Source organism: uncultured Escherichia sp. (assembly GCF_948475835.1).
In the GTDB taxonomy this organism is placed as follows: domain Bacteria; phylum Pseudomonadota; class Gammaproteobacteria; order Enterobacterales; family Enterobacteriaceae; genus ECMA0423.
Window position 1 is genome coordinate 1 of the sequence record NZ_CAOLGM010000053.1, and the last position, 18,031, is coordinate 18,031.

Below are 18,031 nucleotides of genomic sequence, written 5' to 3' on the forward strand. Positions count from 1 at the left end.
TCATCAACCATGTCGCATTTGTTCAGGAACACGATGATGTACGGAACGCCTACCTGACGACCCAGCAGGATGTGCTCACGAGTCTGCGGCATCGGGCCGTCAGTCGCAGCAACTACCAGGATCGCGCCGTCCATCTGAGCAGCACCGGTGATCATGTTTTTAACATAGTCGGCGTGCCCCGGGCAGTCTACGTGTGCGTAGTGACGGGTCGGGGTGTCATATTCAACGTGAGAAGTGTTGATGGTGATACCACGAGCTTTTTCTTCCGGCGCGTTATCGATCTGGTCGAATGCACGAGCAGCACCGCCGTAGGTTTTAGCCAGTACGGTGGTGATTGCAGCGGTCAGAGTAGTTTTACCGTGGTCAACGTGGCCGATAGTACCAACGTTAACGTGCGGTTTTGTACGTTCAAATTTTTCTTTAGACACGGCTATATTCCTTACTATAGTGCTCTCCCCTTCAGGAGAGAGCACGGGACTTTGGTATTAACCCTTAGGCTTATTTACCACGGGCTTCAATTACGGCCTGAGCAACGTTACTCGGCGCTTCATCATACTTCAGGAATTCCATAGTGTATGATGCACGACCTTTGGTCAGAGAACGCAGCTGAGTTGCGTATCCGAACATTTCAGACAGCGGTACTTCAGCGTGGATCTTAACGCCAGTAACTTCAGATTCCTGACCTTTGAGCATACCACGACGACGGCTCAAGTCACCGATAACGTCACCGGTGTTCTCTTCCGGAGTTTCTACTTCAACCTTCATGATCGGCTCAAGCAGAACTGGTTTCGCTTTCTTAAAGCCTTCTTTAAAGGCGATAGAAGCAGCCAGTTTAAACGCCAGTTCAGAGGAGTCAACGTCATGGTAAGAACCGAAGTGCAGACGAATACCCATGTCTACTACCGGGTAGCCTGCCAGCGGACCTGCTTTCAGCTGTTCCTGGATACCTTTATCAACGGCCGGGATGTATTCGCCAGGGATTACACCACCTTTAATGTCGTTGATGAACTCGTAGCCTTTCGGGTTTGAACCCGGCTCCAGCGGGTACATGTCGATAACAACATGACCATACTGACCACGACCACCAGACTGTTTCGCGTGTTTACCTTCAACATCGGTAACTTTCTGGCGGATAGTTTCACGGTAAGCAACCTGCGGTTTACCTACGTTCGCTTCAACGTTGAATTCACGCTTCATACGGTCAACGATGATGTCGAGGTGCAGTTCGCCCATACCCGCGATAATGGTCTGGTTAGATTCTTCGTCAGTCCATACACGGAAAGACGGGTCTTCTTTAGCCAGACGGCCCAGAGCCAGACCCATTTTTTCCTGGTCAGCTTTGGTTTTCGGTTCAACTGCGATGGAGATTACCGGCTCAGGGAATTCCATACGTTCCAGAATGATCGGCGCATCCGGGTCACACAGGGTGTCACCAGTGGTTACGTCTTTCAGACCGATAGCAGCAGCGATGTCGCCCGCGCGAACTTCTTTGATCTCTTCACGTTTGTTAGCGTGCATCTGAACGATACGACCGAAACGCTCACGTGCAGCTTTCACGGAGTTCAGTACGGTATCACCAGAGTTAACCACACCGGAGTAAACACGGAAGAAGGTCAGGTTACCAACAAACGGGTCGGTAGCGATTTTGAACGCCAGTGCAGAGAACGGCTCGTCATCACTTGCGTGACGCTCAGCCGGAGTGTCTTTACCGTCGTCCAGGATACCGTTGATCGCAGGTACGTCAACCGGGGATGGCAGGTAATCAATTACCGCATCCAGCATCGCCTGAACACCTTTGTTCTTGAACGCAGAACCACAGGTTACCAGGATGATTTCGTTGTTCAGAACGCGCTGACGCAGAGCACCTTTGATTTCTGCTTCAGTCAGTTCTTCACCACCCAGGTATTTTTCCATCAGCTCTTCAGAAGCTTCAGCTGCGGATTCGATCAGGTTCTGGTGCCATTCGTTAGCCAGTTCAACCATGTCTGCCGGGATATCTTCGTATTCGAAGGTTACGCCCTGGTCAGCGTCGTTCCAGTTGATAGCTTTCATTTTCACCAGGTCAACAACACCGGTGAAATGTTCTTCAGCACCAATCGCCAGCTGCAGCGGAACCGGGTTCGCGCCCAGACGGGTTTTGATCTGGTTAACAACTTTCAGGAAGTTCGCACCCATGCGGTCCATTTTGTTAACGAACGCAATGCGCGGAACTTTATATTTGTTTGCCTGACGCCATACGGTTTCAGACTGCGGCTGAACACCACCAACTGCGCAGTAAACCATTACCGCACCATCGAGAACACGCATGGAACGTTCTACTTCGATTGTGAAGTCAACGTGCCCCGGGGTGTCGATGATGTTGATGCGATGCGGCTCATACTGCTTAGCCATACCAGACCAGAATGCAGTAGTCGCAGCGGAAGTGATGGTAATACCACGTTCCTGCTCCTGCTCCATCCAGTCCATGGTTGCAGCGCCGTCATGAACTTCACCGATTTTATGGTTTACACCGGTGTAGAACAGAATACGTTCGGTAGTAGTGGTTTTACCGGCGTCGATGTGCGCACTGATACCGATATTACGGTAGCGTGCGATGGGTGTTGTACGAGCCATTTGTTTCCTCGTTTATCTTTTAGGCGTTCAATTTAAGTAGCCCAAAGCGGGCTGCTTACTGGAAGCGCCCGCCTGGTGACTAAAACTCCGAAGGGATTACCAACGGTAGTGTGCGAACGCCTTGTTGGCTTCGGCCATACGGTGAACGTCTTCACGTTTCTTAACTGCAGTACCTTTGTTTTCTGCAGCATCAGAAAGTTCGTTCGCCAGGCGCAGAGCCATGGATTTATCACCGCGTTTACGAGCAGCTTCAACGATCCAACGCATTGCCAGAGCATTACGACGAACCGGACGGACTTCAACTGGTACCTGATAAGTAGAACCACCAACGCGGCGAGACTTAACTTCTACAGTCGGGCGCACGTTTTCGAGAGCTACTTCGAATGCTTCCAGTTCAGATTTACCAGAGCGCTGAGCCAGGGTCTCCAGCGCGCTGTATACGATAGATTCAGCAGTAGATTTTTTACCATCTACCATCAGGATATTTACAAATTTAGCCAGCAGTTCTGATCCGAACTTCGGATCCGGCAGAATTTTACGCTGACCAATGACGCGACGACGTGGCATGGAAATACTCCGTTGTTAATTCAGGATTGTCCAAAACTCTACGAGTTTAGTTTGACATTTAAGTTAAAACGTTTGGCCTTACTTAACGGAGAACCATTAAGCCTTAGGACGCTTCACGCCATACTTGGAACGAGCCTGCTTACGGTCTTTAACGCCGGAGCAGTCAAGCGCACCACGTACGGTGTGGTAACGAACACCCGGGAGGTCTTTAACACGACCGCCACGGATCAGGATCACGGAGTGCTCCTGCAGGTTGTGACCTTCACCACCGATGTAGGAAGTCACTTCGAAACCGTTAGTCAGACGAACACGGCATACTTTACGCAGCGCGGAGTTCGGTTTTTTAGGAGTGGTAGTATATACACGAGTACATACGCCACGTTTTTGCGGGCATGCTTCCAGCGCAGGCACGTTGCTTTTCGCAACTTTGCGAGCACGTGGTTTGCGTACCAGCTGGTTAACTGTTGCCATTAAATAGCTCCTGGTTTTAGCTTTTGCTTCGTAAACACGTAATAAAACGTCCTCACACAATATGAGGACGCCGAATTTTAGGGCGATGCCGAAAAGGTGTCAAGAAATATACAACGATCCCGCCATCACCAGGCCATCTGGCTGGAGTGCTTAACCGTAAGTCTGACGAAATCAGTATAGTCAATGGGAATGATGTCGTTCGAAATTTGACCAGTCAAACCGCGGGCAATAAGGTCTTCGTTCAGGGCATAGACCTTAATGGGGGCATTACGCAGACTTTCAAGGTAGCGGTTACCGTCAACTGCGGCAGTTACGCCATCTTGCAATAATAGCAGTTCGTCTCCTTCACTGAGCAGACGCAGCAGCGCAGCAAAATCCGTCAGCCAGGGTGAACGATGTAACGTGTGCAGCATAAACGCCTCAAAACCTCAAAATAACATCGTAGTTGGCGAGTTCGCGGCGTAAGGCATCTGCTTCGAGCGGCGTGGCTTCGACAACAAAGGGTGTCTGCGGATCTAACCCGCGTTCGCGCAGTGAAGCCGCACAAACCCAGCACTGTTCAATGTCGTACAGACCCAACAATTTAAAAGTGGCAATGTAATCACGCGCCAGCACTGCATCGGGCTTTTGTCCTGACAGCAGCTGAAAAACGCCATCAGCAATAAAGAAGACGGTCAGATCGTCAGTTAATGCGGAAGTTGCCAGTAAAGCATCTAAACCTTCCCGACCAGCAGCTGTACCATGAGGTGCAGTAGAAAAAACAAACGCAATTCGTTTCATCAGAACTGTACCACCCTGTCACAGGTCAGCGAGGCTTCCGCCAGCGCGCCAAGTCCGCTTAAGGTAAATCCCGGCTGAAGGTTTGACGAAGCCAGCCCCAGCCTTCCTGCTTCAGTTTCATCGACGATACCGCGGCGTAACGCTGCCGCTACGCAGATATTCAGCGCCACACCATGTTGCGCATTCAACTGTTGCCAGCCGCGCACAAGGTCAAATTCGTCACTTGCCGGTGAGGTCAATTGGTTAGCGTTATAGACCCCTTCCCGATAGAAAAAGACGCTGCTTAACTCATGGCCTTCTACTATCAGCGCCTGCGCAAACTGAAAAGCACTACTCGCCTGTTGCGTACCGTATGCTGGCCCGGTCACCACGATGGCAAAACGCATTACTTATCTTGCCCCTGGAAATCACCGCTTTTGAACTGGCGGATGTAGAGATAGACAGTGTGTTTGGAGATGTTCAGGCGGTCAGCAACCTGGTTGATCGCGTCTTTAATATCGAAGATCCCTTTCTCGTAGAGATTCAGCACGATCTGACGATTTTTGGCGTTATTAGAAACATTGCGATCGGCATTCACTTCTTCGATGGTGAACTCCAGCGTTTGGGTAACCAGATCTTCAACAGAAGAGGCAAAGTTGACGCTTGAACCGACATCCGGGGTTTCTGGCGGCACAAAAGTGCTCATAATCTGCGAGAAGGGAACATCAAGATTCATATTGATGCACAGCAGACCAATTACACGCTGTTCGCGGTTACGAATCGCGATAGTCAGGGACTTCATTAATACGCCGCTTTTGGCGCGAGTAAAGTAGCATTTAGAAACGCTGCTATCCGCTCCCGTCATATCGTGCAGCATACGTAGCGCCAGGTCAGTAATTGGCGAACCAATCTTCCGGCCTGTATGTTCACCGTTAGCAATGCGAATGGCTGAACATTTTAGATCCTGCAAAGAGTGCAAAACGATTTCACAGTGGGAGCCAATAAGCATCGCTAACCCGTCCACCACCGCTTCGTAGGATTTCAGAATATCAAAATCGGTCTGGTCGAAAGGACGTTGATCCAGTAAATCCAACTCACTGGTTTCGTTGGTTAAAAGCGACCTGGACATGAAAAAAAACACTCCTTTTCAGGAGCCTGTCGTTAACTTTTCAGGGCAGGCTCATTAATGATGCGGGTAACTAAATTAATACAGCGGAGGTTCCGCTTTCCAGCACTAATTATATCCGGCCTGTAATAAAAAAACCGCCGCCTGGTCAGGCGGCGGTTCTTAATGCTTATTTTTTAGCAGAATCTGCGGCTTTCGCATCAGCTTCCGGCTTTGCATCAGCCTTCGGCGCTGGTTTCACATCCAGCAGCTCTACGTCAAACACCAGGGTAGAATTCGGTGGGATCCCCGGAACACCCGCTTTGCCGTAAGCCAGTTCTGGTGGAATAACCAGTTTGATCTTACCGCCTTTCTTGATGTTCTTCAGACCTTCTGTCCAACCCGGGATAACACCGTCCAGACGGAAAGAAAGCGGTTCACCACGGGTGTAAGAGTTGTCGAACTCTTTACCGTCGATCAGCGTACCTTTGTAGTTCACTACAACAGTATCGCTGTCTTTCGGTGCTTCGCCTTTACCGGCTTCGACTACCTGATAAACCAGACCAGTTGAAGAGGTTTTCACACCTTTCTCTTTGGCAAATTTCTCGCGGTACTCTTTACCTTTTGCTTCGTTATCAGCCGCGTCTTTTTCCATCTTCGCCTGAGCAGAAGACTTCACGCGAGCTTCGAATGCTTGCAGAGTCTGTTCGATCTCTTGGTCGGAGAGTTTGCTCTTATCAGCAAATGCATCCTGAACACCAGCGATCAGCTGATCTTTATCCAGTTTGATGCCCAGTTTTTCTTGTTCTTTTAGAGAGTTTTCCATGTAACGACCCAGCGAGGCACCCAGTGCATAAGCTGATTTCTGATCGTCATTTTTGAACGCTGCTTTGCTGTCAGCAGTTGTAGCAGGTTTTGCAGCTTCAGCAGCAAAAGTGATTGGTGCATGCAGGGCAACGGCCATTGTGGTCGCCAGCAGCGTTACTTTAAACAGTGATTTCATCCATATCTCCAGGATCGGGGCATCTCACCCCAGGGTTAACTATTATCAGAAGGGTACTATAAAGCGTTGTCGAACAAATCTACATACAGACACGCCCTATTATCATCTATTTTCAGACTCTTTTTGTTTAAATTAGTTTCGATGACCGCGAAATGAGTGCTGTCTCGGGCAGCAAAGTTAAGTAGAATCCGCGGCGACCATTCGACAAAAGAGGTGAATCATGCAGGATTTATCATTGGAAACACGCCTGGCAGAGCTGGAGAGCCGACTGGCTTTTCAGGAAATCACCATTGAAGAACTGAACGTCACGGTGACCGCTCATGAAATGGAGATGGCGAAACTGCGCGATCATCTGCGTCTGCTGACTGAGAAGTTAAAAGCCAGCCAGCCGTCGAACATCGCGTCGCAGGCTGAAGAAACGCCACCGCCGCATTATTGAGGCGAAAAAAAAGCGGGGAATCCCCGCTTTTTTGTCACCTTTTCGGTATTAGTGGCAACCACAACCGCCGTTGCCTTTACCGCCACAGCAGCCTTCGCCACCGTGTTCATGACCGTGATCGTGGCCATGACCGCCGCAGCAACCGTCGTGGTCGTGATCGTGGTGGTGATCGTGCGCGCCGTGAACGTGGCCATGAGCCAGTTCTTCTTCGGTCGCTTCGCGAATCGCCACAACTTCAACGTTGAATTTCAGGTTCTGACCGGCCAGCATGTGGTTACCATCAACCACGACGTGATCGTCTTCAACCGCAGTGATTTCAACCGGTACCGGACCCTGGTCAGTTTCAGCCAGGAAACGCATACCTACCTGCAGTTCATCAACGCCCATAAATACGTCTTTAGGAACACGTTGCACCAGGTTTTCGTCGTACTGACCGTAAGCGTCGTTCGCGCCAACAGCGACATCAAATTTGTCGCCAACTTCATGACCTTCCAGCGCCGTTTCCAGGCCAGAGATCAGGGAACCGTGACCATGCAGGTAGTCCAGCGGCGCACTCACCGGAGACTCATCAACCAACACACCGTCTTCTGTACGTACCTGATAGGCCAGGCTGACCACCAGGTCTTTTGCTACTTTCATGATATCTCCTGAGCATGGGAAGAATAGTGGCGCAGATTGTAGCGGAATTCTGCAGCCGTGTACTCACTAGCTTAAAAAAACTCGGCGCATATCGCTAGTCCGGATGAAAAATCCCGATCACTTGCTCATCTTTGCGAACGTGATCGCGGGCTTCTTTGTCTGCTTCTCGCATCTGATGTCCGCACTTAACGCATTCAACAATATCAATATTATTTTCGCGCCACATCGCCATTGAATCCTGTGCCTGACAGGCCGGGCATTTTGCGCCCGCAATAAAACGTTTTCGGATTGCCATCTTTACCCTCTACTCAAATTCATCCCAGCCGTCCAGCTGGCGTCGTTCTTGTTGCATTTCACGCTGGAAAATCTCTTCCAGTTCGCGTCGGGCTTCCCTGGCGCGAGAAATTTGTACGGTATCAGCATGCATCGGGATTAACTCCCGCAGCATTCGCATATCCAGGCGGCGAAAATGCAGTTGCGCCCGCTGTGCCTGATGCGGATGCATGCCAAGCGTGACCAGCGTCTTGCGCCCCAGCTCTAACGCACTGGAGAATGTTTCACGGGAAAACTGCGTCACCCCTGCCTGTAATAACTCATGCGCTTCCACACGTCCGCGCGCTCGCGCAAGAATATGCAAATGCGGAAAGTGCTGCTGGCATATTTCCACCAGCTTCATGGTGTCTTCCGGCTCGTTACAGGTAATGACGATAGACTCAGCGGCCTCTGCACCCGCAGAACGTAAAAGATCGACCTGCGTGGCGTCGCCGTAATAAACTTTGTAGCCATATTTACGCATCAGGTTAACGGCGCTGATATCCCGCTCCAGCACGGTAATGCGCATTTTATTTGCCATCAGCAAACGACCAATCACCTGACCAAAACGCCCGAAGCCCACGACAATGACCTGGGGTTTATCATCGTTGACCCACGGTTTTTCGTCTTCTTCTTCCGGTCCGTTAAACTGGCGGGATAGCCATTTATCCACCAGCTTCATCAGCAACGGCGTGGTCATCATGGAAAGCGTCACCGTCACCAGCAACAGCGCCATCTGGTCGCCCTGGAATAAACGTTGTGAAGAAGCGGTAGAAAAGAGGACAAAGGCAAACTCACCGCCCTGACTCAACACGCCAGCAAACTGCATCCGCTCTGAGCTACGCACGCCATACAATCGCGCCAGCAGATACAGCACGAGAATTTTCACCGCCACCAGCACAACCACGCTTATCACTACCCACAACAGATGGGTATAAAGCACCCCGAGGTTGAGCGACATGCCGACAGAGATAAAGAACAAACCGAGCAGCAAGCCTTTGAAGGGATCGATAGCCGTTTCCAGTTCATGGCGATATTCACTTTCCGCCAGCAGCACGCCCGCAATAAATGTACCGAGCGCCATCGACAGCCCCAGCGCATCCATAAACAATGCGGAACCCAACACCAGCAGCAGCGTCGCGGCGGTGAACACTTCCCGCACGCCAGAAGCTGCAATAAAGCGGAATACCGGACGCAGTAAATAGCGCCCGCCAATCAGCATGCCGACAAACGCCAGCACCTTCATGCCGATCTTCATCCAGTCGAAATGTTCGTCTGCCGAACCCGCCAACAACGGCACTAACGCCAGTGCCGGGATCACCGCCAGATCCTGAAACAGCAGAACCGAAAACCCGAGCTGCCCGGATTCGCTGCGATTCATCCCTTTCTCACGCATCAATTGCAACGCCATTGCAGTTGAAGACATCGCAAGGCCAATGCCACCGACAACCGCCGCCTGCCAGGCGAAATCCGTCAGCATCAATAATCCCGCCAGCAACGCCGCGCTTAACAGCACCTGTGCCGCGCCTACGCCAAAAATCGAACGCCGCAGTTGCCAAAGTTTGGAGGGATTCAACTCAAGACCGATGATAAACATCAGGAATACCACGCCGAGTTCCGAAAAGTGGAGGATCTCATCGACGTCGCTAATAAACCCCAGCCCCCATGGACCAATTGCAATTCCTGCCAGCAAATATCCCAACACAGCGCCAATACCCAGCCGCGATGCCAGCGGCACCGCAGCCACCGCCGCGAAGAGAAACAGCACTCCTGCGAGTAAAAAATCGGAACCTTCCATCAGCGGCCTCCTGGAGACAGCGGATTTGCCAGCCAGTCACCGTAGGCTCTGGCGTGACTCGCCAGCTCCTGTGCGCTTTGCCGTCTCGCCCAGTAAATAATGATGGGACTTAACCAATGCATCCGGCACATGCCCGCCGCCAGTTCAAAGGGACGCAGAACATCGCTCATCGGGTAGCGATTCAATGCGTCATAACGGTAAGCACTTTCCGGCTCGCCGGTGGTAATCACGCTACGCCAGTACTTTCCCGCCAGTTGGTTTCCTCCCGGCCCGCTGGCAAAACCACGACTTAATACCCGGTCCAGCCACTCTTTCAGTAGCGCCGGGCAGCTATAGGTATAAAGAGGATGCTGAAAGACAATCACCTCGTGCTCGCGCAGTAATGCCTGCTCACGGGGGATATCAATAAAAAAATCGGGATAGTGCGCATAAAGGTCGTGCACGGTAACATTGCTGAGCTGCGTGGCCGGTTTAAGCAGTACCCGGTTTGCCACCGAGTCCTGAGATTCCGGATGGGCATACAGCAGCAAAACTTTCGCTGGCTGAGACATCATCCCCCTCCCGGTATGGTTTTTGTGTATAGTCGCTGTTTTGGGCTACCATTGCGCCCGGTGCGGCAGCTCGCCCATACATTACATTATCATAATGATAAGTTAACATAGTCTGAACATACGGCGCCTTATGATTGTTTTCTCCTCGTTACAAATTCGTCGCGGCGTGCGCGTCCTGCTGGATAATGCCACCGCCACCATCAACCCTGGGCAGAAAGTCGGCCTGGTGGGTAAAAACGGCTGTGGTAAATCTACCCTGCTGGCATTGCTGAAAAATGAAATCAGCGCCGACGGCGGCAGCTACACCTTTCCGGGAAGCTGGCAACTGGCGTGGGTGAATCAGGAAACGCCGGCGTTACCGCAAGCGGCGCTGGAATATGTCATTGACGGCGACCGTGAATATCGTCAACTAGAAGCGCAGCTACACGACGCCAACGAACGTAACGACGGGCACGCCATTGCGACCATTCATGGCAAGCTGGATGCTATTGACGCATGGAGTATTCGCTCCCGTGCCGCCAGCCTGCTGCACGGCCTCGGTTTCAGCAATGAACAACTGGAGCGCCCGGTAAGTGATTTCTCCGGTGGCTGGCGTATGCGTCTTAACCTTGCCCAGGCGCTGATTTGCCGTTCAGACTTGCTGCTGCTAGACGAACCGACTAACCACCTCGATCTCGATGCCGTTATCTGGCTGGAAAAATGGTTGAAGAGCTATCAGGGCACGCTGATCCTGATCTCTCACGACCGCGACTTCCTCGATCCGATCGTTGATAAAATTATTCATATCGAACAACAAAGCATGTTCGAGTACACCGGCAACTACAGTTCGTTTGAAGTACAGCGCGCCACCCGTCTGGCGCAGCAACAAGCGATGTATGAAAGCCAGCAGGAACGCGTAGCGCATCTGCAAAGTTATATCGACCGTTTCCGTGCCAAAGCCACCAAAGCGAAGCAGGCCCAGAGCCGCATTAAGATGCTCGAGCGTATGGAGCTGATTGCCCCCGCGCACGTCGACAACCCGTTCCGCTTTAGCTTCCGCGCGCCGGAAAGCCTGCCAAATCCGTTACTGAAGATGGAAAAAGTCAGCGCGGGCTATGGCGATCGCATTATTCTCGACTCGATTAAACTGAACCTGGTGCCCGGCTCGCGCATTGGTCTGTTAGGCCGCAACGGCGCGGGTAAATCGACATTAATCAAACTGTTAGCCGGTGAACTTGCGCCAGTCAGCGGTGAAATTGGTCTGGCGAAAGGGATCAAGCTCGGCTACTTCGCCCAGCATCAACTTGAATACCTGCGCGCCGACGAATCACCTATTCAACATCTGGCACGTTTAGCGCCGCAGGAGCTGGAACAAAAACTGCGTGACTACCTCGGCGGCTTTGGTTTCCAGGGCGATAAAGTAACCGAAGAAACGCGCCGCTTCTCAGGTGGGGAAAAAGCCCGCCTGGTGCTGGCATTAATTGTCTGGCAGCGTCCGAATCTGCTGCTGCTCGACGAACCGACTAACCACCTTGACCTCGACATGCGTCAGGCACTCACCGAAGCATTAATCGAGTTTGAAGGCGCGCTGGTTGTCGTTTCGCACGACCGTCATTTGCTGCGTTCCACCACTGACGATCTCTACCTGGTTCACGATCGTAAAGTCGAACCGTTCGACGGCGATCTGGAAGATTATCAACAGTGGTTGAGCGACGTACAAAAGCAGGAAAACCAGACCGACGAAGCGCCAAAAGAGAACGCGAACAGCGCCCAGGCACGTAAAGATCAGAAGCGTCGGGAAGCGGAGCTGCGTGCGCAAACCCAGCCGCTGCGTAAAGAGATTGCCCGTCTGGAAAAAGAGATGGAGAAGCTGAACGCGCAACTGGCGCAGGCGGAAGAGAAACTCGGCGACAGCGAACTGTATGACCAGAGCCGTAAAGCGGAGTTGACCGCCTGCCTGCAACAGCAAGCCAGCGCCAAATCCGGCCTGGAAGAGTGCGAAATGGCGTGGCTGGAAGCCCAGGAGCAGCTTGAGCAGATGCTGCTGGAAGGCCAAAGCAACTGATGGCGCAGATAACGACGACCGATGCCAATGAATTTAGCAGCAGTGCTGAATTCACCCCTATGCGCGGCTTTAGCAATTGTCATCTACAAACTATGCTGCCGCGTTTGTTTCGTCGTCAGGTGAAATTCACCCCGTACTGGCAGCGGCTGGAGTTGCCCGACGGCGATTTTGTCGATCTCGCGTGGAGTGAAGACCCCGCACAGGCGAAACATAAACCGCGTTTAGTGGTGTTTCACGGGCTGGAAGGCAGTCTCAATAGCCCTTACGCCCACGGTCTGGTTGAGGCGGCGCAAAAGCGCGGCTGGCTGGGCGTGGTGATGCATTTTCGCGGATGCAGCGGTGAACCAAACCGTATGCACCGCATTTACCATTCGGGCGAAACCGAAGACGCCAGTTGGTTTTTACGCTGGCTGCAACGCGAATTTGGTCATGCGCCAACGGCTGCCGTCGGCTATTCGCTCGGCGGTAATATGCTGGCCTGTTTGCTGGCAAAGGAAGGCAATGATCTCCCGGTTGATGCGGCGGTGATTGTCTCTGCGCCGTTTATGCTGGAAGCCTGTAGCTATCATATGGAAAAGGGCTTTTCCCGCGTTTATCAGCGTTACTTGCTGAACCTGTTAAAAGCCAATGCCGCGCGCAAGCTGGCAGCCTACCCCGGAACGCTGCCGATTAATCTCGCGCAGTTAAAATCGGTACGTCGCATCCGTGAATTTGACGATCTCATCACCGCCAGAATTCACGGCTACGCCGACGCTATCGACTATTATCGTCAGTGTAGCGCCATGCCGATGCTGAACCGGATCGCCAAACCGACGCTGATTATTCACGCCAAAGACGATCCGTTTATGGATCATCAGGTGATCCCGAAACCGGAAAGTCTCCCCCCGCAGGTGGAGTATCAACTGACTGAACATGGCGGTCATGTTGGCTTTATTGGCGGTACATTACTTCATCCGCAAATGTGGCTGGAGTCACGCATTCCTGACTGGTTAACAACGTATCTGGAGGCGAAATCATGTTGATTCCGTGGCAAGACCTCTCCCCCGAAACGCTGGAAAATTTAATTGAAAGCTTTGTGTTACGTGAAGGCACCGATTATGGTGAACATGAGCGTACACTTGAACAGAAAGTCGCCGACGTCAAACGCCAGCTACAGTGCGGAGAAGCGGTGCTGGTATGGGCGGAGCTGCACGAAACGGTCAATATTATGCCGCGCAGTCAGTTTCGCGAATAACCTGCAACCGTCGGCGGACGAGATAATAATGATAGCTAAGTCATGGAGTTACTATGTCTGCCAAACATCCGGTCATTGCGGTAACAGGATCCAGCGGCGCGGGGACCACCACCACCAGCCTCGCGTTTCGTAAAATATTCGCGCAGTTAAATCTGCATGCAGCTGAGGTGGAAGGCGACAGTTTTCACCGTTACACCCGCCCGGAAATGGACATGGCGATCCGCAAAGCGCGCGACGCCGGGCGGCATATCAGCTACTTCGGCCCCGAAGCGAACGACTTCGGCCTGCTGGAACAAACCTTCATTGAATACGGTCAGAGCGGCAAAGGGAAATCTCGCAAATATCTGCATACCTACGACGAAGCCGTACCCTGGAATCAGGTACCGGGGACATTCACCCCCTGGCAACCTTTACCGGAACCCACTGATGTACTGTTTTATGAAGGTTTACACGGCGGCGTAGTCACGCCACAGCATAACGTTGCGCAGCATGTGGACTTACTGGTCGGCGTGGTGCCTATCGTTAACCTTGAGTGGATTCAAAAACTGATCCGCGACACCAGCGAGCGCGGGCACTCACGAGAAGCAGTGATGGACTCAGTAGTGCGTTCAATGGAAGACTATATCAACTACATCACACCGCAGTTTTCCCGCACCCATCTTAACTTCCAGCGCGTTCCCACCGTCGACACTTCAAACCCGTTCGCGGCAAAAGGTATCCCGTCGCTCGATGAAAGCTTTGTGGTGATCCATTTTCGTAATCTGGAAGGGATCGATTTCCCCTGGCTGCTGGCGATGTTGCAAGGCTCATTCATTTCCCACATCAATACGTTAGTGGTACCGGGCGGCAAAATGGGTCTGGCAATGGAATTAATTATGCTGCCGCTGGTGCAACGATTGATGGAAGGAAAGAAAATCGAGTAACTCTGCTATTACGCCGGATAAAATACTATCCGGCTTCACAACGGGATAGTTAAATCACGCGGCAACCACTTCATACGAGTGAGTAATATTCACCGCTTTTTCCAGCATCAACGCCACTGAACAATATTTCTCAGCAGAGAGATCAACCGCACGCGCAACCGCTGCGTCTTTCAGGTCGCGACCGGTGACGATAAAATGCAGATTAATGTGCGTAAACAGGCGTGGTGCCTCTTCGCGGCGTTCAGAGGTCAATTTTACTTCACAATCGACCACATCCTGACGCCCTTTTTGCAGGATAGAAACCACATCGATGGCACTGCAACCCCCCGCCGCCATCAACACCATTTCCATCGGACTTGGTGCTTTATCGCCTGAGTTGCCGTCCATTAAAATCTGATGACCAGAGGCGGATTCGCCCAGAAAAGTTAACCCTTCGACCCACTTCACTCGCGCTTGCATTTTTGCTACTCCACTGCGTCAATTTTCCTGACAGAGTACGCGTACTAACCAAATCGCGCAACGGAAGGCGACCTGGGTCATGCTGAAGCGAGACACCAGGAGACACAAAGCGAAAGCTATGCTAAAACAGTCAGGATGCTACAGTAATACATTGATGTACTGCATGTATGCAAAGGACGTCACATTACCGTGCAGTACAGTTGATAGCCCCTTCCCAGGTAGCGGGAAGCATATTTCGGCAATCCAGAGACAGCGGCGTTATCTGGCTCTGGAGAAAGCTTATAACAGAGGATAACCGCGCATGGTGCTTGGCAAACCGCAAACAGACCCGACTCTCGAATGGTTCTTGTCTCATTGCCACATTCATAAGTACCCATCCAAGAGCACGCTTATTCACCAGGGTGAAAAAGCGGAAACGCTGTACTACATCGTTAAAGGCTCTGTGGCAGTGCTGATCAAAGACGAAGAGGGTAAAGAAATGATCCTCTCCTATCTGAATCAGGGTGATTTTATTGGCGAACTGGGCCTGTTTGAAGAGGGCCAGGAACGTAGCGCATGGGTACGTGCGAAAACCGCCTGTGAAGTGGCTGAAATTTCGTACAAAAAATTTCGCCAATTGATTCAGGTAAACCCGGACATTCTGATGCGTCTGTCTGCACAGATGGCGCGTCGTCTGCAAGTCACTTCAGAGAAAGTGGGCAACCTGGCGTTCCTCGACGTGACGGGCCGCATTGCACAGACTCTGCTGAACCTGGCAAAACAACCAGATGCTATGACTCACCCGGACGGTATGCAAATCAAAATTACCCGTCAGGAAATCGGTCAGATTGTCGGCTGTTCTCGTGAAACCGTGGGACGCATTCTGAAGATGCTGGAAGATCAGAACCTGATCTCCGCACACGGTAAAACCATCGTCGTTTACGGCACTCGTTAATCCCGTCGGAGTGGCGCGTTACCTGGTAGCGCGCCATTTTGTTTCCCCCGATGTGGCGCAGACTGATTTATCACCCCGATATCAACTATGCACTTCGACAAACGCTGGTGCTATGTTTGCCCGTGGCCGTTGGGTTAATGCTTGGCGAATTACGATTCGGTCTGCTCTTCTCTCTCGTTCCTGCCTGTTGCAATATTGCGGGCCTTGATACGCCTCATAAACGTTTTTTCAAACGCTTAATCATTGGTGCGTCGCTGTTTGCCACCTGTAGCTTACTGACACAGCTGCTACTGGCAAAAGATGTTCCCCTGCCCTTTTTGCTGACCGGATTAACGCTGGTACTTGGCGTCACTGCTGAGTTGGGGCCATTGCACGCAAAATTGCTTCCCGCATCGCTGCTGGCAGCCATTTTTACCCTCAGTCTGGCGGGATACATGCCGGTCTGGGAACCGTTGCTCATCTATGCGTTGGGCACTCTCTGGTACGGATTGTTTAACTGGTTTTGGTTCTGGATCTGGCGCGAACAACCGCTGCGCGAGTCACTAAGTCTGCTGTACCGTGAACTGGCAGATTATTGTGAAGCCAAATACAGCCTGCTTACCCAGCACACCGACCCTGAAAAAGCGCTGCCGCCGCTGCTGGTGCGCCAGCAAAAAGCGGTCGATCTAATTACCCAGTGCTATCAGCAAATGCATATGCTTTCCGCGCAAAATAATACTGACTACAAGCGGATGCTGCGTATTTTCCAGGAGGCGCTGGATTTACAGGAACATATTTCGGTCAGTTTGCATCAGCCGGAAGAGGTGCAAAAGCTGGTCGAGCGTAGCCATGCGGAAGAAGTTATCCGCTGGAATGCGCAAACCGTCGCCGCTCGCCTGCGCGTGCTGGCTGATGACATTCTTTACCATCGCCTGCCAACGCGTTTTACGATGGAAAAGCAAATTGGCGCACTGGAAAAAATCGCCCGCCAGCATCCGGATAATCCGGTTGGGCAATTCTGCTACTGGCATTTCAGCCGCATCGCCCGCGTGCTGCGCACCCAAAAACCGCTCTATGCCCGTGACTTACTGGCCGATAAACAGCGGCGAATGCCATTACTTCCGGCGCTGAAAAGTTATCTGTCACTAAAGTCTCCGGCGCTACGCAATGCCGGACGACTCAGTGTGATGTTAAGCGTTGCCAGCCTGATGGGCACCGCGCTGCATCTGCCGAAGTCGTACTGGATCCTGATGACGGTATTGCTGGTGACACAAAATGGCTATGGCGCAACCCGTCTGAGGATTGTGAATCGCTCCGTGGGAACCGTGGTCGGGTTAATCATTGCGGGCGTGGCGCTGCACTTTAAAATTCCCGAAGGTTACACCCTGACGTTGATGCTGATTACCACCCTCGCCAGCTACCTGATATTGCGCAAAAACTACGGCTGGGCGACGGTCGGTTTTACTATTACCGCAGTGTATACCCTGCAACTATTGTGGTTGAACGGCGAGCAATACATCCTTCCGCGTCTTATCGATACCATTATTGGTTGTTTAATTGCTTTCGGCGGTACTGTCTGGCTGTGGCCGCAGTGGCAGAGCGGGTTATTGCGTAAAAACGCCCATGACGCTTTAGAAGCCTATCAGGAAGCGATTCGCTTGATTCTTAGCGAGGATCCGCAACCTACGCCACTGGCCTGGCAGCGAATGCGGGTAAATCAGGCACATAACACTCTGTATAACTCATTGAATCAGGCGATGCAGGAACCGGCGTTTAACAGCCATTATCTGGCAGATATGAAACTGTGGGTAACGCACAGCCAGTTTATTGTTGAGCATATTAATGCCATGACCACGCTGGCGCGGGAACACCGGGCATTGCCACCTGAACTGGCACAAGAGTATTTACAGTCTTGTGAAATCGCCATTCAGCGTTGTCAGCAGCGACTGGAGTATGACGAACCGGGTAGTTCTGGCGATGCCAATATCATGGATGCGCCGGAGATGCAGCCGCACGAAGGCGCGGCAGGTACGCTGGAGCAGCATTTACAGCGGGTTATTGGTCATCTGAACACCATGCACACCATTTCGTCGATGGCATGGCGTCAGCGACCGCATCACGGGATTTGGCTGAGTCGCAAGTTGCGGGATTCGAAGGCGTAATGCAGGCTAAACCATCGGATAAGGCATTCACGCCGCATC

General features: G+C 52.0%; 21 protein-coding genes. 7 read left to right on the forward strand and 14 right to left on the reverse strand.

The features are described from left to right. From QZF50_RS12000 to fkpA, 9 genes are all read right to left on the reverse strand, one after another. A partial coding sequence (locus QZF50_RS12000) for a GTP-binding protein (RefSeq protein WP_000031721.1) occupies window positions 1–428 on the reverse strand: 428 nt, incomplete at its 3' end. A 70-nt stretch (window positions 429–498) separates the two neighbouring features. Next, window positions 499–2,613, reverse strand: coding sequence for an elongation factor G (fusA, locus tag QZF50_RS12005; protein ID WP_000124700.1), 2,115 nt, complete (start codon window positions 2,611–2,613; stop codon window positions 499–501). 96 nt (window positions 2,614–2,709) lie between these two features. Beyond that, the gene (rpsG, locus tag QZF50_RS12010) at window positions 2,710–3,180 is read right to left on the reverse strand and encodes a 30S ribosomal protein S7 (protein ID WP_001138043.1); all 471 of its coding nucleotides are present in this window, start codon (window positions 3,178–3,180) and stop codon (window positions 2,710–2,712) included. 96 nt (window positions 3,181–3,276) lie between these two features. After that, window positions 3,277–3,651, reverse strand: a complete 375-nt coding sequence (gene rpsL, locus QZF50_RS12015; RefSeq protein ID WP_000246815.1) for a 30S ribosomal protein S12 — start codon at window positions 3,649–3,651, stop codon at window positions 3,277–3,279. Between the two features lie 125 nt (window positions 3,652–3,776). Continuing rightward, window positions 3,777–4,064 (reverse strand): sulfurtransferase complex subunit TusB, encoded by a 288-nt coding sequence (gene tusB, locus QZF50_RS12020; protein WP_000903377.1) that lies wholly within the window; start codon window positions 4,062–4,064, stop codon window positions 3,777–3,779. Window positions 4,065–4,071: 7 nt separating this feature from the next. Beyond that, window positions 4,072–4,431 (reverse strand): sulfurtransferase complex subunit TusC, encoded by a 360-nt coding sequence (gene tusC, locus QZF50_RS12025; RefSeq protein WP_000820724.1) that lies wholly within the window; start codon window positions 4,429–4,431, stop codon window positions 4,072–4,074. After that, window positions 4,431–4,817, reverse strand: coding sequence for a sulfurtransferase complex subunit TusD (gene tusD / locus QZF50_RS12030; RefSeq protein WP_001209710.1), 387 nt, complete (start codon window positions 4,815–4,817; stop codon window positions 4,431–4,433). The genes tusC and tusD overlap by 1 nt, the downstream gene beginning before the upstream one ends. Next, window positions 4,817–5,539, reverse strand: coding sequence for a transcriptional regulator (locus tag QZF50_RS12035; RefSeq protein WP_000091466.1), 723 nt, complete (start codon window positions 5,537–5,539; stop codon window positions 4,817–4,819). The genes tusD and QZF50_RS12035 overlap by 1 nt, the downstream gene beginning before the upstream one ends. Before the next feature lie 166 nt (window positions 5,540–5,705). Further along, complete coding sequence (gene fkpA / locus QZF50_RS12040; RefSeq protein ID WP_000838261.1) at window positions 5,706–6,518, reverse strand: FKBP-type peptidyl-prolyl cis-trans isomerase; 813 nt, start codon at window positions 6,516–6,518, stop codon at window positions 5,706–5,708. A 220-nt stretch (window positions 6,519–6,738) separates the two neighbouring features. Here fkpA and QZF50_RS12045 point away from each other — a divergent pair, with 220 nt between their 5' ends. Next, complete coding sequence (locus QZF50_RS12045; protein ID WP_001153619.1) at window positions 6,739–6,957, forward strand: protein SlyX; 219 nt, start codon at window positions 6,739–6,741, stop codon at window positions 6,955–6,957. A gap of 48 nt (window positions 6,958–7,005) precedes the next feature. On the opposite strand, the gene slyD is transcribed toward QZF50_RS12045, so the two are convergent. The 4 genes from slyD to kefG all read right to left on the reverse strand — a co-directional run bounded on the left by slyD (window position 7,006) and on the right by kefG (window position 10,257). Next, complete coding sequence (gene slyD / locus QZF50_RS12050; protein WP_000861334.1) at window positions 7,006–7,596, reverse strand: peptidylprolyl isomerase; 591 nt, start codon at window positions 7,594–7,596, stop codon at window positions 7,006–7,008. 94 nt (window positions 7,597–7,690) lie between these two features. Continuing rightward, window positions 7,691–7,891 carry a YheV family putative zinc ribbon protein gene (locus QZF50_RS12055; protein WP_001007730.1) on the reverse strand — a complete coding sequence of 67 codons (201 nt, stop codon included), beginning with the start codon at window positions 7,889–7,891 and terminating at the stop codon, window positions 7,691–7,693. A 9-nt stretch (window positions 7,892–7,900) separates the two neighbouring features. Next, window positions 7,901–9,706 (reverse strand): glutathione-regulated potassium-efflux system protein KefB, encoded by a 1,806-nt coding sequence (gene kefB, locus QZF50_RS12060; RefSeq protein WP_000399122.1) that lies wholly within the window; start codon window positions 9,704–9,706, stop codon window positions 7,901–7,903. After that, window positions 9,706–10,257: a glutathione-regulated potassium-efflux system ancillary protein KefG gene (gene kefG, locus QZF50_RS12065; RefSeq protein ID WP_001297514.1), complete on the reverse strand. Its 552-nt coding sequence runs from the start codon at window positions 10,255–10,257 to the stop codon at window positions 9,706–9,708. The genes kefB and kefG overlap by 1 nt, the downstream gene beginning before the upstream one ends. A gap of 130 nt (window positions 10,258–10,387) precedes the next feature. On the opposite strand from kefG, the gene QZF50_RS12070 reads away from it, so the two are divergent. Genes QZF50_RS12070 through QZF50_RS12085 form a run of 4 tightly spaced genes read left to right on the forward strand, consistent with a single transcriptional unit; the run spans window position 10,388 to window position 14,458 of the window. Continuing rightward, window positions 10,388–12,301: an ABC transporter ATP-binding protein gene (locus QZF50_RS12070; protein WP_000634798.1), complete on the forward strand. Its 1,914-nt coding sequence runs from the start codon at window positions 10,388–10,390 to the stop codon at window positions 12,299–12,301. Continuing rightward, the gene (locus QZF50_RS12075; protein ID WP_000057405.1) at window positions 12,301–13,323 is read left to right on the forward strand and encodes a hydrolase; all 1,023 of its coding nucleotides are present in this window, start codon (window positions 12,301–12,303) and stop codon (window positions 13,321–13,323) included. Before QZF50_RS12070 ends, QZF50_RS12075 begins: the two co-directional genes overlap by 1 nt. Continuing rightward, window positions 13,317–13,535: a YheU family protein gene (locus QZF50_RS12080; protein ID WP_290388880.1), complete on the forward strand. Its 219-nt coding sequence runs from the start codon at window positions 13,317–13,319 to the stop codon at window positions 13,533–13,535. Before QZF50_RS12075 ends, QZF50_RS12080 begins: the two co-directional genes overlap by 7 nt. 53 nt (window positions 13,536–13,588) lie before the next feature. After that, on the forward strand, window positions 13,589–14,458 hold the full coding sequence (locus QZF50_RS12085) for a phosphoribulokinase (RefSeq protein WP_001274680.1): 870 nt from the start codon (window positions 13,589–13,591) through the stop codon (window positions 14,456–14,458). A 54-nt stretch (window positions 14,459–14,512) separates the two neighbouring features. Here QZF50_RS12085 and QZF50_RS12090 read toward each other — a convergent pair whose 3' ends face one another. After that, window positions 14,513–14,917, reverse strand: a complete 405-nt coding sequence (locus QZF50_RS12090; RefSeq protein WP_001148908.1) for an OsmC family protein — start codon at window positions 14,915–14,917, stop codon at window positions 14,513–14,515. 301 nt (window positions 14,918–15,218) lie between these two features. Here QZF50_RS12090 and crp point away from each other — a divergent pair, with 301 nt between their 5' ends. Next, window positions 15,219–15,851, forward strand: a complete 633-nt coding sequence (gene crp, locus QZF50_RS12095) for a cAMP-activated global transcriptional regulator CRP (RefSeq protein WP_000242755.1) — start codon at window positions 15,219–15,221, stop codon at window positions 15,849–15,851. Between the two features lie 50 nt (window positions 15,852–15,901). Beyond that, window positions 15,902–17,992, forward strand: coding sequence for a YccS/YhfK family putative transporter (locus QZF50_RS12100; RefSeq protein ID WP_001295162.1), 2,091 nt, complete (start codon window positions 15,902–15,904; stop codon window positions 17,990–17,992). Window positions 17,993–18,031: the final 39 nt, after the last annotated feature.